Source organism: Streptomyces sp. NPDC048275, assembly GCF_040652275.1.
Lineage (GTDB): Bacteria > Actinomycetota > Actinomycetes > Streptomycetales > Streptomycetaceae > Streptomyces.
In genome coordinates, this window is the sequence record NZ_JBEZLR010000084.1 from 14,702 (window position 1) to 29,267 (window position 14,566).

Below are 14,566 nucleotides of genomic sequence, written 5' to 3' on the forward strand. Positions count from 1 at the left end.
GACCTGGCTGACCGGACCGGCGGGGTCAGCGGCCCAGCGGGCGTCGGGGGAGAGGCGAGGAATACACGACGCTCGTGGTCACCGAGCCAAGGGCGCCGATCTTGCCCGAGATCTCCTCCAGGTGGCTCATCGAGCGTGCCGCGACCTTGATGACGAAGCAGTCGTCGCCCGTGACGTGGTGCGCCTCCAGGATCTCGGGCGTGGCGTCGACCAGGTCGTGGAACGGCTTGTAGTTGCCGTTCGGATAGCGCAGCCGGACGAAGGCGAGGATCGGCAGCCCCAGACGCTCCGGGTCGACGACGGCCGCGTACCCCTGGATGACGCCCGCCTCCTCCAAGCGCCGCACCCGCTCGGTGACCGCGCTCGCGGACATCGAGACGGCACGGGCCAGTTCGGCGAAGCTGGACCTGCCCTCACGCTGAAGGACATCGAGTATGCGCCAGTCGGTGGCGTCCGGGGAATACGCGGTCATGTGCGATGAGTAGCAGGGAGATCCCCGGTGGATCAAGACTGATGCCGTGGATCGCTCCTTCAGGAAGTGGATCACCGGACGTAGATTTTCGACTATGACTGTGCATGCAACGAACGCCGTACTGCGCGTGGCCCCGGCGTCCCCGGCCGTGGCCGCCGCCTACTTCGGCGCGAGCCTCGCCTTCCACGCCGACGTGTCCGATGTCGCCGGCGCGCTCGCGGCCGGTGGCGACGCGGGCTTCGTCGTCCTCGACTCCCGTTCCACCGAGTCCTGGGACCAGGGGCACGTGCCGGGCGCGATCCATCTGCCCACCGCGCTCATCCCCGAGCAGGCCGGGCACCTCCTCGACAGGTCGGTACCGGTGGTCACGTACTGCTGGGGCCCCGGCTGCAACGGGGCGACTCGCGCCGCCCTCGCCCTGGCCGAACTCGGCTTCCAGGTGAAGGAGATGCTCGGCGGTTTCGAGTACTGGGTGCGCGAGGGCTTCGAGTTCGAGACCTGGGAGGGGCGGCAGCGGCGCGACGCGGACCCGCTGACGGCGCCGGTGAACGCGGCGGACTGCGGCTGCTGAACCCCGGCCGGGCCCCACGGCTAAGGCGCCCAGGCGATCAGGGTGCCGGAGGCGGACATGCGCGATCACCTTCGCTTCCACCGCTGACGTCCACGACGGCGAGGGCCCCCACAAGGCGGCCGATGTCCGCACCCCGCGGCACCCCGCTCACCTGTCCGTCGCCCACTTCGACGACGCGCCACTCCCCGTCCTCACGCAACGCGAGGTCGGTCGTCACGAACCGGCAGTCCAGCGCGGCGACAGCCGCCCGCACGGCGTCGAGTCTCGGTACGGGACAGTCGCCGGGGCTGTCGGGGTGCGCGGTGACCAGCACCACCTCGCTGTCCACCCACCACGCGCGCGCCTCGCCGCCCCGGACGAACGCCTCGTACTCCCGCACCACCAGACCACCGACGAGCGAGTCCTCCTGAAGCGCGAAGAGCCGCTCGACCACGGCCGACAGGTGGGCGAGGTCGGACAGGTCCGGCACGAAGCACGCCTCGTCCCACTCGTGCTTGCGCGACTTGACGTAGTCCTTGACGACGCCGGCGCCGGGACGGAGTCCCGCCGTGAGCTCGGACAGCTCCGTTCCGTAAGGCGGCTTCCCGGCTGCCGCCGCCGTCCACACGGTCGTCGGTGTCAGCACCTCGAACACCTCGTACCAGCCGGGAAGTTCATGCGCCCGGCGATATCGCGCGGCCGAGGTGAGCAGTGAGCAGCCGCGCTGTTCGAGCGCCCGCTCCAGCTCCTCGTACCGCCGTACGGGGATCATCCAACCCCGGTACCAGTACGCGCCCGAGTCCCGCGGTACTCGCCGTACGGCGTCCCCGGCGTCCCCGGCGACCAGTGCGTCGTGGTCGAGCAGCGCGAGGTCGGCGCCCGCTGCGCGCAGCGCCGAGACCTCGTCGGCGAACGCCGGGTCGGGGTGCGTGGGGCGCAGCGGATCGCCGCAGATGAGGAAGGAGGTGCGCATGAGGGGCTCACTTGTGTGGAGACGGTGGCGAACGGCGGCCGGGCTTGCGCGCGGCCGCCGACGGTGGGCGTCAGAGTCGGGACAACTCGTCCACCAGGTCGTCCAGGCCCAGGGAACCCTGCGACAGGGCCGCCATGTGCCAGGCCTTGGCGTCGAAGGCGTCACCGTGGCGCTTCTTCGCGTTCGCACGGCCCAGCAGCCAGGCCCGCTCGCCGAGCTTGTAGCCGATGGCCTGACCGGGGATCGAGAGATAGCGGGTGAGCTCGCTCTCGACGAAGTCCGCCGGCCGGCTGCTGTGCGCGCCGAAGAACTCCTGCGCCAGCTCGGGAGTCCAGCGCTCGCCCGGATGGAAGGGGGAGTCCGCCGGAATCTCCAGTTCCAGGTGCATGCCGATGTCGACGACGATCCGGGCCGCGCGCATCATCTGCGCGTCCAGGTAACCGAGCCGCTGCTCCGCGTCCGTGAGGAAGCCCAGCTCGTCCATCAGCCGCTCGGCGTACAGCGCCCAGCCCTCGCAGTTGGCGCTGACAAGGCCGACGGTGGCCTGGTAGCGGGAGAGGTCGTCGACCACGTGCACCCACTGGGCGAGCTGGAGGTGATGGCCGGGGACGCCCTCGTGGTACCAGGTCGAGACGAGGTCGTAGACGGGGAAACGGGTCTGCCCCATCGTCGGCAGCCACGTACGGCCGGGCCGTGAGAAGTCCGCCGACGGAGCGGTGTAGTAGGGGGCCGCGGCGCCGCCCGGGGGCGCGATGCGGGACTCCACCTTCCGTACCGGCTCGGCGAGTTCGAAGTGTGTGCCGTCCAGGGCGTCGATGGCCTGGTCCATCACACCCTGCAGCCACGCCTGGACCTCGTCGACGCCCTCGATGTGCCGGCCGTGCTCGTCCAGGTGCGCGAGCGCCACCCACGGGGTCTCGGCGCCCGGCAGGATCTTCTCGGCCTCGGTCCGCATCTCGGCGAGCAGCCGGTGGTACTCGGCCCAGCCGTACGCGTACGCCTCGTCGAGGTCGAGATCCGTACCGTTGAAGTACCGCGACCAGCGCGCGTACCGCTCGCGGCCCACCGTGTCCGGCGCGCCCTCGATCGTGGGCGCGTAGATGTCGCGCATCCAGTCCCGCAGTTCCACCAAGGCCCCCGTGGCCGTACGGGCGGCCGCATCCAGCTCGTCGCGCAGGGAGTCGGGGCCGGCCGACACGAAGTCCTCGAACCAGCCGCGGCCACGCCCGTCCGTGTCCGACCATTCGGTGAGCTGCTCGATGAACGTTGCGGTGGGTCGCGGGCCCGCGTACAGCTTGCGCTCCAGGCCGAGGGCGAGCGACTCGCGGTACCCCGCCAGCGCGGTCGGCACCGCACGCAGCCGCTCGGCGATCGCGGCCCAGTCCTCGTCCGTCTCGGTCGGCGCGATGGTGAACACCTGGCGTACGGAGTGCGCGGCGGTGTGCATGTTGCCGACGGACCGCAGGCCCTCGTCGGCCTCGTGCACGGCCAGTTCGGCGGTGAGCCGCTCGCGCAGCAGCCGCGCGCAGCGGCGCTCGATGTCACGCTCCGCGCCCGGCCGGCGCTCCGCCTCGTCGAGCCGCGCGAGGGTCGCCCGGGCCAGCTGTGCGACGGCCTCCTGGCCGCCGGGCGAAGGGTCGGGGAGCTTGCCGGAACTCTCCTTCACACCGAGGTACGTACCGAGGACCGGATCGAGGGCGACGAGGTCGTCGACATAGGCGTCGGCGACCTCGCGGGGCAGCGGGCTCTTCGTCTCTGGCATGCGGACATCCTCGTACGAGGACGGGTGCCGCGTCAGCCCCACCAGCGGGGCAAAGGCGGCCCCGGGCACCGTGCCCGGGGCCGCCGGACATCACTGGTCCCGCACGATCCGCGCGCCGCGCCGGCCCTGAACATGGCCCTGGCCGTGGTCGTACGGCAGCCGGGACGTCACCGGTGTCGCGTCCAGGCGGGCCGTGATGACCAGGGTGCCCTCCTCGATCTGGTAGTCGAGGGGCAGGCCCAGGCCGCGCATCGCCGCGACCATGCCGGTGTTGGACGCCTGTGTGACGGCGTACACGCTCTCGCAGCCCGCCTCGACGGCCATCGTCACGAGTCGGCCGAGCAGTTCGCTGCCGATACCGCGCCGCTGCCAGTCGTCCTCGACGAGCAGAGCGACCTCCGTCTCGTCGCCGTCCCACAGGAGGTGGCCGAGCCCGACGATGCGCCCTGACGCCGTCTGTACGGCGAGGGTGCGCCCGAACCGTGGGCTGAGCAGGTGGTTGAGGTAACGGTCCGCGTCGAGGACCGGCCCGTGGTAGCGCATGGTCAACGTGCGCGGTGAGCAGCGCTCGTGCATCGCCGTCGCAGCCTCGACGTCGGAGACGTCGGCACGGCGCACGGTGATGGCGCTGCCCTCCGACATCGTCAGCAGGTCCTGGCTGCGCGGCATGCGCGGACCGAGCCGCGCGTCCAGCTCGACCAGCGCCCGCGCCCGGGCGAACTCGGTCGGTGTGAACGGCAGATACGGCCGCTCGACCGTGATCACCCCGCCCTCCGGCGCGCGCAGCAGCATCACCGTGTCCTCGAGCGCTCCCTCGACCGGAGCGCCTTCTTCCGCTCGGCCGGACACCGGGGACTTGGCGGGCAGCGAACGAATGGTGCACCGGCCGAGCAACTGCCGTAGTGCGAGGGGCAGTTCCGCCGCGTCCAGCGCCGTTCGCGTGGCCAGGCCCAGTACCCGCGTCGGCGCGTCCACCAGGTCATGGGCGTCGGCCCGCTCGATCCAGGTCTCCTTGCCGCCCGCCTGCGACAGCGCGCGGGTGATCTCGGAGGAGGCCAGCTCCGCGGGCGCGCGCAGCAGGAACTCGTCCACCGTGCCCTCCGCGAGCGGGTGCGCCTGCAGGCTCAGGATGTCGACCTGTCGCTGCGCCAGCGCGGTGCACAGCGCGGCCAGCGAACCCGGCTCGTCCTTCACCGTCGTCCGCATCCGCCAGAGCGCCGTCGCTGCGGGGACGCCCTTCGGTGTCACCGCGGTCTCCTCGGACGGCCCGGCCGCTCGCCCGTCGACGAGCGGCCGGGTACCGGTATCGTCGGCCGGCGGTGCGTGACCGTGGTGCCGTGCCCACCATGTGTGGAACCCGGCCGTGGCGACCAGTACGGCGGCCGAGATCGCCAACAGGGCCGGCCCGTCGGGGCCGTGCCCGATCAGGTTGGCGACGGCGTCCGCGACCGCGACCGCCGTGAACAGGGCGGCCAGTTCGACAACGTCCCGCCGCCAGTGGTGGACGGGGCGACCGTGCCGTGCACGGCTCACATCTGACATGTCTCGAGTCATGCACCTACTGTGAAGGAGCGGTGTTGCGTGATCACGAACGGTCTGTGACTGATCGGTAAAGTGTCGTTCTGCACCTTTTGCAGTTCTTTTTACGGGTGTTTTGCCTCGGCTGGACCGGGTTGGTTACGTACCTGGTCAGGCGGCGGACCCTGGGCCACCAACTGTCCGCGGCCGTTTCGGCGCACGGCGAAGCGGCCGCGCACCGGGGGATGACTCCGGTGCGCGGCCCGACGCGTCGAGGGTACGGGAGGCAGCGACCCGAATGCCGCGTCACCGCCGTACGGCCGGACTACTGCCCCACTCGTCCCGGCTGCAGCACCTGTGTGAGCAGCACGCTGCCGTCCTGCTCACGCAGTCGTACCGTCAACTCGCCGCTGTCGCCGTCGATGTCGACCTCGCCGAAGAACTGGTAGCCGCCGGCGGGTGAGACGTTCGAGGCGGTCGGGGCCTTCACGAACGCCCGCTCCGGACCGAACGTGCCGTCCAGCGTGTTCGCCGGGAAGGCGCCGGCGTTCAGGGGGCCGGAGACGAACTCCCAGAACGGCTCGAAGTCCGTGAACGCGGCCCGCGAGGGCTGGTAGTGCTGCGCCGAGGTGTAGTGCACATCGGCCGTCAGCCACACGGTGCCCGTGATCCGCCGGTGCTTGATGAACCGCAGCAACTCGGCGATCTGCAGCTCCCGTCCCAGCGGCGCGCCCGGGTCGCCCTGCGCCACCGCCTCGATGTTCGGCTTCCCCTCGGTCGTGTCCGGCACGACCAGGCCCAGCGGCATGTCGGCGGCTATCACCTTCCACACCGCACGCGACCGCGACAACTCCCGCTTCAGCCAGTCCAACTGCTCGGCGCCGAGGATGCCCTGCGGGTCGGTGGTCTGGTTGTCGGGGGAGTTGGCGTTGCGGTAGGTGCGCATGTCCAGCACGAAGACGTCCAGGAGCGGACCGTGCCGCATGACCCGGTGGACGCGGCCGTCCTTGCTGCCCGGCCGCAGCGTCGAGAGGGGGAAGTACTCGCTGAACGCGCGCCGGCCCCGAGCGGCCAGTACGTCGACGCGCTCGGTGAATTGCTTCAGGTTCTCATCGGGAACCTGTTCAATTACGCTTATGCTGGGCGCACAAGAGGAGGCCCAAGTGCCTGACCAGGACGTTTCCAAGATGGCGGACATCTTTCTCCGCCGGTCCACGTTGCTAGAGGACAAAGCCACGCTGAACGAACACGAACGGTTCCTACGCGCTGCCATCGCGGGGGAGGGCCTGACCGTGCGCAAGGTATGGCGGGAAGAGGTGAGCGCATCCAAGCGGGGCGTGAAGCGCGAGGCGTTCGATGCGGCCGTGTCGTGCGTCCTGGGGCGTGAAACCGGCTCCTTGTGGGTGTTCAAGCTGGACCGGTTGTCGCGGCGTGGTATGGGCCACGTGGGCAACGTGCTGGACGATTTCGAGCGGATCGGTGGGTTCCTGAAGGCCCACATGGACGGCCTGGACTCCCGGAACCCGAACCATCGGATCGTCTTTGCCGTGACGGCCGAACAGGCCCGTACGGAGGCCATCAACATTGGCGTCCGTACCAAGATCGGTAAGGACGCACACAAGCCGCTGGGGCACTGGCCCGGCGGCCCAGCACCGTACGGCCTGAAGACGGTACGGCTCTACCCGGACGACCCCAGGCGAGGATCTGCGATCCTGGACCATCGGGAGACGGAGTACGACACGGCCCGCAAGATGGTGGACATGCTCCTGGAAGGCGGGACCGCCCTGGACGTGGCGGAGTGGCTGAACAAAGACAAGATCACCACGCGTCGGGACAATCTCTGGCGGGCTTCCACCGTGTCCTCCTGGGCCCGTACGCCTGGCCTGGCGGCCCTCATTCACCAAAAGGAGCGGGTGGAGGACCCGGAGACCGGCCGGGAGTTCTGGCGGGCCACCGGGGAATACCTCCTGGACCTGGAGGGCCAGCCCATCCGATGCGGTAGGGGCGTGGCCACGCCGGAGGAGCGTCTACGGATCATTGCCAAGCTCAATGAGCGTACCCAGGAGACCCCGGCCGGGTTCACCAACAAGGGAGGTAAGGGGAGCCGTAGGGGCGCGCGTCAGGCCGTGTCGCTCCTGACGGGGATCATCCGGTGTGAGCACTGCCGACACACGATGGTTCGGGCCGGGAAGCAATACCGGTGCCTGTTGCGGGCGGAGAGCGGAGCGTCCGTCTGCCACGGCATGTTTATTGACTCGGAGAAAGCGGACTGGGAGGTCTCCCACCGCTGGGGGACGTACGTCAGTGCCCTGGTCCCGGCGGACGACGATGACGCCAAGATCCTGATGGAGATCGCGCGGGAGTGGTACGGCCACCAGGACCCCAGTAAGGCCCTTCGCGTGAAGGAGCTGAAGGCGGCCCTGGTGGACCTGGAGGGTCGCCGAACCAAGCTGGACCAGGCGTACTACGTCCAGGGCCGGTTCAAGGGGGACGTTGGGGAAAAGCGGTATGAGGGCCTGTTGGCGGCCATCGACTCCCAGCGCTTTGGAGTGCTGGGGGAGTTGGAGGGGTTGCGCGCCCCATCCGACTTGACCGTCCTCATGGTCCCGGAGGAACTGACGGAGGTGTGGGAGAACGCGGACCTTCACGCCCGCCGGGGCCTCTTGCGCCTGACCATCAAGGAACTGGTGGGCGTGGCCGCCAAGCACCGGGGAGACCGAACGCCGATGACGGACCGCATCCGGATTGACTGGAAGGAAGCCACCCCCGAGTGAGATGAACCGGATTTTGTAGCGGCCCTGAAGCCAGGCATGACCGCCTAGGCAGACGGGAGAACACAGGTCCGATGCCTGCACCACGGAAGTGCCCCGACGAGTTGAGTGAGCGAGCTGTTCACGAGGTCCATTCCTCGGGCCGTCCGGCCGCGCATGTCGCCCGGGATCTTGGCATTCTCAAGTGCGGCGATGGGTCCGCCAGCCGAGGCCGATCAGGGCGGCCTGCACCGCGCCGCCTGTCGACACCGGCGCGTACGGCGTCGCACAGGCCGCGGGCAGTGCGCTGGTCGGCGCCGGAGTCGCCCTGGGGTCCGGTGCGTTGGGCCTCAGGGGGCGCCGTACGTCCGTATCCGCGGAGCCTTCAGCGACTGCCGTCGAGAATGACGCGGGCGACGAGCGCGGGGTCGTCGTTCATCGGGACGTGGCCGCAGCCGGGCAGCCGCACCAGCCGGGCCCGGGGAATGATGTGCTTGGCGCGGATTCCCTGGCGGCGCACCAGCAGCCGGTCACGGGTGCCCCAGGCCACGGTGACGGGCAGCCCCGGGAGGTCGTCCGTGAACTGGACGGCGGAGCCGGCCCGGAGAGTCTCGGTGAATCCCTCGGCGTGGGCCAGCGCGAGGGTCTCGGCGACGACGGCTTCGGGTGAACGGCGGCCGGGGCGGGCGTAGATGGTGCTCGTGAGAACGGTTCGCCCGGCCGCCGTGCGCGAGAGCCGCTCGATCACCGGGAGCGGCAGACGCCGCGCGGCCTGCCGCATCGCGATCAGCACGCCGAAGGCGTACCGCCGCTCGACCGGTGACCAGAAACCGGCGGGCGAGAGCGCGGTGACGGACCGTACGAGTTTCTCGCGGCCCAACTCCAGGGCCAGGAGCCCGCCCAGGGAGTTGCCCGCCACATGCGGACGTTCGATCTCCAGCGCCTCGCACAGCGCGCCGAGCGCGGGCACCACCGTTGCGAGGTCGTGCGTGAGTCCGTCGGGCAGCGCGGGGGACTCGCCGAAGCCGGGAAGGTCGACGGCTATCACCTCGCGTTCGGCGGCCAGGAGATGGATGATCGGGTCCCAGGCCTGCCGGTGGTGGCCGATGCCGTGCAGCAGGAGCAGTGGTTCCCCGGTACCCACGCGCGCGTAGGAGAGGGTCACGGTCCGCGGGCCGTGCGCGGAGGGGAGGCTGAAGGAGACCGTGGCGGACATGATGCTGCTCCTCTTCTGGTGACACGCTTTCTGATGGCACGCTGACGAACCGAGTTCGCAGTCAGATAGACAGCTTGTCAGCAACTGCTACCGGCGGGTAGCCCCCGGTGGCCACGAACCGCGTGACGCACGCGCGCGTGCCCTCCGGAAACCACGCGGCGCGCGCGTGCCGATTCCACCTGGACACGCCGGGGTGTGTCGGATGGGATGGAACCGTGGCCACCGACACCGCGACCGACGTCTTCGAAGCCCAACGCCCCGTCCTGATGGGCGTCGCCTACCGCATGCTCGGGCGGGTGGCCGACGCGGAGGACGTGGTCCAGGAAGCCTGGCTGCGCTGGTCCGGAGCCGACCGGGCCGAAGTACGCGAACCGCGCGGCTACCTCGTGCGCGTCACCACCCGCCTCGCCATCGACCGGCTGCGCCAGGTGCAGTCGCGCAAAGAGGCGTACGTGGGACCGTGGCTCCCCGAGCCGTATGCCACCGACTTCGGGGACACCGTCCCGGACACGGCGGAGCGGGCCGTGCTCGCCGACTCCGTCTCACTCGCCGTCCTCGTCGTCCTGGAGTCCCTGTCGCCCCTGGAACGCGCGGTGTTCGTCCTCCGAGAGGCGTTCGGCTATCCGTACGCGGACATCGCCGCCGTCCTCGACCGCGGCGAGCCCGCGGTGCGCCAACTCGCGGGCCGGGCGCGCAAGCACGTCGAGGAACGGCGGCCGCGCTACGAGGTCGACCCGGCCGAACGCCGTGATCTGACCGAGCGGTTCCTCGCCGCGGCGGCCGGGGGAGACCTGGAGGGGCTCGTGTCCCTGCTGGCCCCGGACGTCCGCCTGGTCGGCGACAGTGGCGGACTGGCCAAGGCGCCACTGAGGGTTCTCGAGTCCGCCGACAAGGTGGGCCGCTTCCTCTACGGCGTCGCCGAGAAGGGCGTCACCGACCTGTCGTTCCGCCTCCTGGAGCTCAACGGCGGCACCGCGCTCCTGGTCCTGTCCCAGGACAAGCCTGACAGCGTCTTCCAGCTGGACGTCATGGGCGGCCGGATCCGGTGCATCTACGTCGTGCGCAACCCGGAAAAGCTGGTGTCCCTGGGCGACCGGTAGGTACTCCGGACCGATCTCCGTGCGACATCGAAAGCCCCCGCCTGCCGGACGGGGGTTTTCGATGTCGCGTCACGCACATCGCCCAGCACGAACGCCCTGTGAACGCTCTGCGACATGGCGCCGGTGCAATCCGTAAGGGATCGAGGATTGGTCTTGACCAAGGGTGGGGGCGGTCATATGGTCGCAGGGATAGTGCAGGAACCTTTAATAAACAAGGGCGCTAAAACGCCGCCGGGCCACGGCGATTGCGGAGGACAGGGTGGGGACCACGCAGCTGGAAACGGTGCCGGAGCCTAAGTACTGGCATCTCAGGACGGTGCTCAGTGAGGCACTGGACTCCGAATTCTCCGTGGGCGAGATTCTGCCCAACGAGCGCGAGCTCGCCGCCAGGTTCGGCGTCGCCCGTGCCACACTCCGCCAGGCTCTCGAGCAGCTCGAGCTGGAAGGACGTCTCCAGCGCCGCCGCGGGGTGGGCACGACCGTCGCGCCGCCGCGCGTGGGCGTGGCCGTCGGATCCCAGCAGCATGTGTGGCCGGGCGCGGTCGGCGACGCCTGGCAGCCCGTGGACTGCACGGCGGCGGTCCCGCCCACGGCGGTGGCCGACTTTCTGGAGACGGGACGCGACGAGCAGGTGCACACCGTGCGCCGCTCCCGGGTGACCCACGGCCAGCCGGTCGCTGCCGAGCTGCTCTACATCCCGGCGTCCTCGGTGCCCGACCTCTCCGCGATCGACGCGCCCTCGGGGGCGGCACGTGCGCGTGCCGTGCTGCGCGAGCTGCAGCGCCTCGACATGGAGAGCCAGGACCGCGCCGTGGAGCTCGGCTCGGCCCGCGCGGACGACGCCAAGGAACTCGACCGGCTGCCCGGGGCGCCCGTCCTCGTCGTCACCACCCGCTTCTTCGCCGAGGGGCGCACAGCGGCCGTCTCCGTGGCCACGTACCGCGCCGACACCTGCCGACTGACCTTCGGCGACTTTGGTGGAGTGGAGATCCACCACGACCCGGAGCGCCGGGCTTCCTGAGCCGGCAGGCCACCGCCCGAGCCGCACCCGTCACGCCCCGGAGCACTCCGGGGCGTGACGTTTCTTCGGCAGTGTCCGTTCCGCTCAGCGGCGTGCCGTGACCGTTCCCTCCACCGCGAACAGCTGCTCCTCCACATGATCGAGGGCCAACCGCAGCGCCCCCGTCGACACGGCCGCCTCGCCCAGCAGCGAGAGTGCCACCTTGGGCGGCCGCAGGCAGTAGCGCGCCAACTCGCGCCGCAGTGGCTCCAGTACGCCGTCCAGACCGGCCGCCCAGCCGCCGATGACGACCAGCTCGGGGTCGAGGGCGAGGGCGAGGGCCGCCACGTCGTGCACGAGGCGCTGGATGAAGCGGTCGACCGCCGCGCGGGCCTGCTGGTCGCCCCCCTTGGCGAGCGCGAAGACCTCGGCGACCGCCTGCTCGTCGAGCGGATGCAGCGGCTTGTCCGTGGTCGACAGCAGCGTCTCGGGCGTCACCTCGCGGCCCAGCAGATGCAGGGCCCCGATCTCTCCGGCGGCGCCCCCGTACCCCCGGTGCAGTCGCCCGCCGATCAGCGAACCGGCTCCCGGACTCAGCCCGGCCAGGACGAACACCACGTCGTCGGACTCCGTGGCCGAGCCCTTCCAGTGCTCCGCGACCGCCGCCGCGTTGGCGTCGTTCTCGACGAGGACGGGGCACTTGAAGGAACGGCTCAGCCGGTCGCCCAGCCGCAGCCCCGTCCACTCCGGCAGCGCCGTGCCCAGACGTACGGTGCCGTCCGCCTCGACGATCCCGGGGCTGCCCACCCCCACCGCCCGCAGCGAGCTACGGGCGACGCCCGCCCGGCGCAGCAGGTCGGCGACCGCCGTACGCAGCCGCTCGAGGCGCTCGTCCGCCGACGCGGTCTCGTCCACGTCCTTGGACATGGCGCCCAGCACGCGGCCGTCCAGATCGGCGAGGAGCCCGGCAACGCGGTGCGGGCCGATCTCCAGGCCCAGCAGATGACCTGCCTCGGCCCGGAACCGGAACCGCCGCGCCGGGCGGCCCTGGCGCCGCGCGGCGCCCTCCTCGGCTGCCGTCTCGACCACGAGCCCGGCCTCGGTCAGCCCCTCGACGACGCCCTCGACCGTGGGCCGGGACAATCCGGTCACCCGGGTGATCTCGGTGAGCGTCGCGCAGTCCGTGGACCGCAGCGCGTGCAGCACCACCGCGGAATTGATCCTCCGCAGCAGAGAGGGGTCCCCGCCGGTCAACCGCCCCAACGTCCGTCCTCCCAGCTCGCGCGCGTGTTGGCCGGATCGTACTCGGCACGGCGCACTCCGGCGAGGGCCGGGGACCCCCTTTGCCACCGACGGGTCGCTGTCAGCCCGGGGCCACGAAACCGGACTCGTACGCCGCGATGACCGCCTGCGTACGATCCCGGGCCCCCAGCTTCGCCAGCACGGCACTGACGTGGGACTTGATCGTCTCGGTCCCGACGACCAGCCGCGCCGCGATCTCCGCGTTCGACAGCCCCCGGGCCATCAGCCGCAGTACCTCCGCCTCCCGCTCGGTCAGCGCGGCCCGCGCCATCGCCGCCCGCGCCGCGGAATTCCCGGCGCCGTCCCCGTACTCGGCGGCCAACTGCCGTACGGAGGCCGGAAACAGCAGCGACTCGCCCTCGGCGACCAGCCGCACCGCGTGCACGATCTCGGCGGGCCGCGCCCGCTTCAGCAAGAACCCGTCGGCCCCCGCGCGCAGCGCCTCGTAGACGTACTCGTCGTTCTCGAACGTCGTCACCACGAGGATCTTCGGCGGATCGGCCACGGTCCGCAGCACCGCGCGGGTGGCCTCGATGCCGTCCATCAGGGGCATCCGTACGTCCATGGCGACGACATCGGGCCGCAGCTGCCGTACCAGCGGGATCACCGCGGCACCGTCGGCCGCCTCCCCGACGACCTCGATGTCGGGCTGGGCCTCCAGAACGGCGCGCAGACCAGCGCGTACGAGGGGTTCGTCGTCGACAAGGAGCACGGTGACCGGCATCCGGCCAGCGTAGATCAGCGCAGCGGCAGCTCTACATGCACCTGCCAGTCACCCGCGTCCGGACCCGTGCGCGCCCGCCCGCCGAGCAGTGCCGCACGCTCCCGTATCCCACGCAGCCCGCTGCCCCGGCCGGGCCCCGATATCTCCGCGGTGAGCGGATTGCGGACCTCCAGGACGAGCCTGCCGTCCTGGACCTCGATACAGACCCGGGCCGGTACGCCCTCCGCATGCCGCAGGACATTCGTGAGCGATTCCTGCAGGATGCGATACCCCTCGCGGGACACCGGACCCGGCACGGTCTCCACGGGCCCCGTCACCTCGGCCTCGACCTTGGCGCCGGAAGCGCGCGCCGACTCCAGGAGCCGGTCGGCCTCGGTCAGCGTGGGGCGGCTGCTCACCGGACGCTCCGCCTCCCGCAGCACGCCGAGCACCCGCTCCAGGTCTTCCAGGGCGGCCCGGCCGGTGTCCTCGATGGCGCCCAGGGCCCGGTCGGTGAACGCGGGGTCCCCGGCCGCCCGGGCCGCGCCGGCCTGCACCACCGCGACGGTCAGCGCGTGACCGATGGAGTCGTGCAGCTCACGGGCTATGCGGTTGCGCTCCAAGAGCTGATCGGTGCGTTCCTCCAGGGCGGCGAGCCGCTCACTGGGGGAGGGGCCCAGGAGGCGGCGCGCTATCGCCGTGATCAGCTTGCCGAGGCCGACGACCGCGCCGTAAAGGGCGAGCAGCGGGAAGGGGAAGAGCAGTGCGTAGGCCCAGTGCGGGTGCGAGACCGGCACGAAGGGGTTGTCGGTCGCCGGATTGCCCATGGCCACGTTGATCAGCTCGCCGGCGATCAGCGGCAGCCATACGGTGAGCCCACTAGCCACCCACCCGCCCACCAGCCGGATTTCCAGCCAGAGCACGGTCCGCCAGCGGTCCCGCCACGTGGCCGATGGAGCGACCGAGAACGCCGCCTCCCCGCCGCCCCGCGCGAGCATGAACTGCGCCTGCACGCCCTCGCCCCGCCGTACGGCCGGAATCAGCCCCAACGGAATCAGCACCACCGCGGGCACCCACGGCTTCGAGATGTCGACGAACAGCCACACGCTGGTGAACAGCATCGGCACCCAGAGGTGCAGCCAACGCGTGTACGTCGTCCCCCGTAACAGCGGGCGCAGAAAGCGAGCCATTGCGTCATCGTGACAGGCCGCACTGACAAC

12 protein-coding genes and 1 pseudogene are annotated in these 14,566 nt (G+C 70.9%); 4 read left to right on the forward strand and 9 right to left on the reverse strand.

The features are described from left to right. Positions 1-25 precede the first annotated feature (25 nt). Positions 26-472 (reverse strand): Lrp/AsnC family transcriptional regulator, encoded by a 447-nt coding sequence (locus AB0D57_RS35425; protein WP_362082838.1) that lies wholly within the window; start codon positions 470-472, stop codon positions 26-28. A 94-nt stretch (positions 473-566) separates the two neighbouring features. Here AB0D57_RS35425 and AB0D57_RS35430 point away from each other — a divergent pair, with 94 nt between their 5' ends. Beyond that, complete coding sequence (locus tag AB0D57_RS35430; RefSeq protein ID WP_362082841.1) at positions 567-1,043, forward strand: rhodanese-like domain-containing protein; 477 nt, start codon at positions 567-569, stop codon at positions 1,041-1,043. A 37-nt stretch (positions 1,044-1,080) separates the two neighbouring features. On the opposite strand, the gene AB0D57_RS35435 is transcribed toward AB0D57_RS35430, so the two are convergent. The 4 genes and pseudogenes from AB0D57_RS35435 to AB0D57_RS35450 all read right to left on the reverse strand — a co-directional run. Further along, on the reverse strand, positions 1,081-1,995 hold the full coding sequence (locus tag AB0D57_RS35435; protein WP_362082844.1) for an ATP-grasp domain-containing protein: 915 nt from the start codon (positions 1,993-1,995) through the stop codon (positions 1,081-1,083). A 70-nt stretch (positions 1,996-2,065) separates the two neighbouring features. Then, a complete protein-coding gene (locus AB0D57_RS35440; RefSeq protein ID WP_362082847.1) occupies positions 2,066-3,757 on the reverse strand; it encodes a DUF885 domain-containing protein in 1,692 nt (563 codons plus the stop codon). A 90-nt stretch (positions 3,758-3,847) separates the two neighbouring features. Further along, positions 3,848-5,311, reverse strand: coding sequence for a GNAT family N-acetyltransferase (locus AB0D57_RS35445; protein WP_362082850.1), 1,464 nt, complete (start codon positions 5,309-5,311; stop codon positions 3,848-3,850). Between the two features lie 289 nt (positions 5,312-5,600). Continuing rightward, positions 5,601-6,374, reverse strand: a pseudogene (locus tag AB0D57_RS35450) (alkaline phosphatase D family protein); the annotation flags it as partial. A gap of 64 nt (positions 6,375-6,438) precedes the next feature. Between AB0D57_RS35450 and AB0D57_RS35455 the strand changes: the two are divergent. After that, on the forward strand, positions 6,439-8,049 hold the full coding sequence (locus AB0D57_RS35455) for a recombinase family protein (protein WP_362082853.1): 1,611 nt from the start codon (positions 6,439-6,441) through the stop codon (positions 8,047-8,049). A gap of 361 nt (positions 8,050-8,410) precedes the next feature. Here the strand turns inward: AB0D57_RS35455 and AB0D57_RS35460 are convergent, their stop codons facing one another. Further along, the gene (locus AB0D57_RS35460) at positions 8,411-9,241 is read right to left on the reverse strand and encodes an alpha/beta fold hydrolase (protein WP_362082856.1); all 831 of its coding nucleotides are present in this window, start codon (positions 9,239-9,241) and stop codon (positions 8,411-8,413) included. Positions 9,242-9,456: 215 nt separating this feature from the next. On the opposite strand from AB0D57_RS35460, the gene AB0D57_RS35465 reads away from it, so the two are divergent. Beyond that, the gene (locus AB0D57_RS35465) at positions 9,457-10,341 is read left to right on the forward strand and encodes an RNA polymerase sigma-70 factor (protein ID WP_362082859.1); all 885 of its coding nucleotides are present in this window, start codon (positions 9,457-9,459) and stop codon (positions 10,339-10,341) included. A 259-nt stretch (positions 10,342-10,600) separates the two neighbouring features. Further along, positions 10,601-11,362: a GntR family transcriptional regulator gene (locus tag AB0D57_RS35470; RefSeq protein ID WP_362082861.1), complete on the forward strand. Its 762-nt coding sequence runs from the start codon at positions 10,601-10,603 to the stop codon at positions 11,360-11,362. An 84-nt stretch (positions 11,363-11,446) separates the two neighbouring features. On the opposite strand, the gene AB0D57_RS35475 is transcribed toward AB0D57_RS35470, so the two are convergent. From AB0D57_RS35475 to AB0D57_RS35485, 3 genes are all read right to left on the reverse strand, one after another. After that, positions 11,447-12,604 carry an ROK family transcriptional regulator gene (locus AB0D57_RS35475; RefSeq protein WP_362082864.1) on the reverse strand — a complete coding sequence of 386 codons (1,158 nt, stop codon included), beginning with the start codon at positions 12,602-12,604 and terminating at the stop codon, positions 11,447-11,449. 100 nt (positions 12,605-12,704) lie between these two features. Further along, positions 12,705-13,367, reverse strand: a complete 663-nt coding sequence (locus AB0D57_RS35480; RefSeq protein ID WP_362082867.1) for a response regulator transcription factor — start codon at positions 13,365-13,367, stop codon at positions 12,705-12,707. 14 nt (positions 13,368-13,381) lie between these two features. Next, positions 13,382-14,536: a histidine kinase gene (locus AB0D57_RS35485; protein WP_362082870.1), complete on the reverse strand. Its 1,155-nt coding sequence runs from the start codon at positions 14,534-14,536 to the stop codon at positions 13,382-13,384. Positions 14,537-14,566: the final 30 nt, after the last annotated feature.

What these genes read in the sequence shown, in the direction of transcription:
- AB0D57_RS35445 (WP_362082850.1), bottom strand. Translation starts at nt 5,311, where the DNA reads ATGACTCGAGACATGTCAGATGTGAGCCGTGCACGGCACGGTCGCCCC.
- AB0D57_RS35440 (WP_362082847.1), bottom strand. Translation starts at nt 3,757, where the DNA reads ATGCCAGAGACGAAGAGCCCGCTGCCCCGCGAGGTCGCCGACGCCTAT.
- AB0D57_RS35460 (WP_362082856.1), bottom strand. Translation starts at nt 9,241, where the DNA reads ATGTCCGCCACGGTCTCCTTCAGCCTCCCCTCCGCGCACGGCCCGCGG.
- AB0D57_RS35435 (WP_362082844.1), bottom strand. Translation starts at nt 1,995, where the DNA reads ATGCGCACCTCCTTCCTCATCTGCGGCGATCCGCTGCGCCCCACGCAC.
- AB0D57_RS35430 (WP_362082841.1), top strand. Translation starts at nt 567, where the DNA reads ATGACTGTGCATGCAACGAACGCCGTACTGCGCGTGGCCCCGGCGTCC.
- AB0D57_RS35480 (WP_362082867.1), bottom strand. Translation starts at nt 13,367, where the DNA reads ATGCCGGTCACCGTGCTCCTTGTCGACGACGAACCCCTCGTACGCGCT.
- AB0D57_RS35425 (WP_362082838.1), bottom strand. Translation starts at nt 472, where the DNA reads ATGACCGCGTATTCCCCGGACGCCACCGACTGGCGCATACTCGATGTC.
- AB0D57_RS35485 (WP_362082870.1), bottom strand. Translation starts at nt 14,536, where the DNA reads ATGGCTCGCTTTCTGCGCCCGCTGTTACGGGGGACGACGTACACGCGT.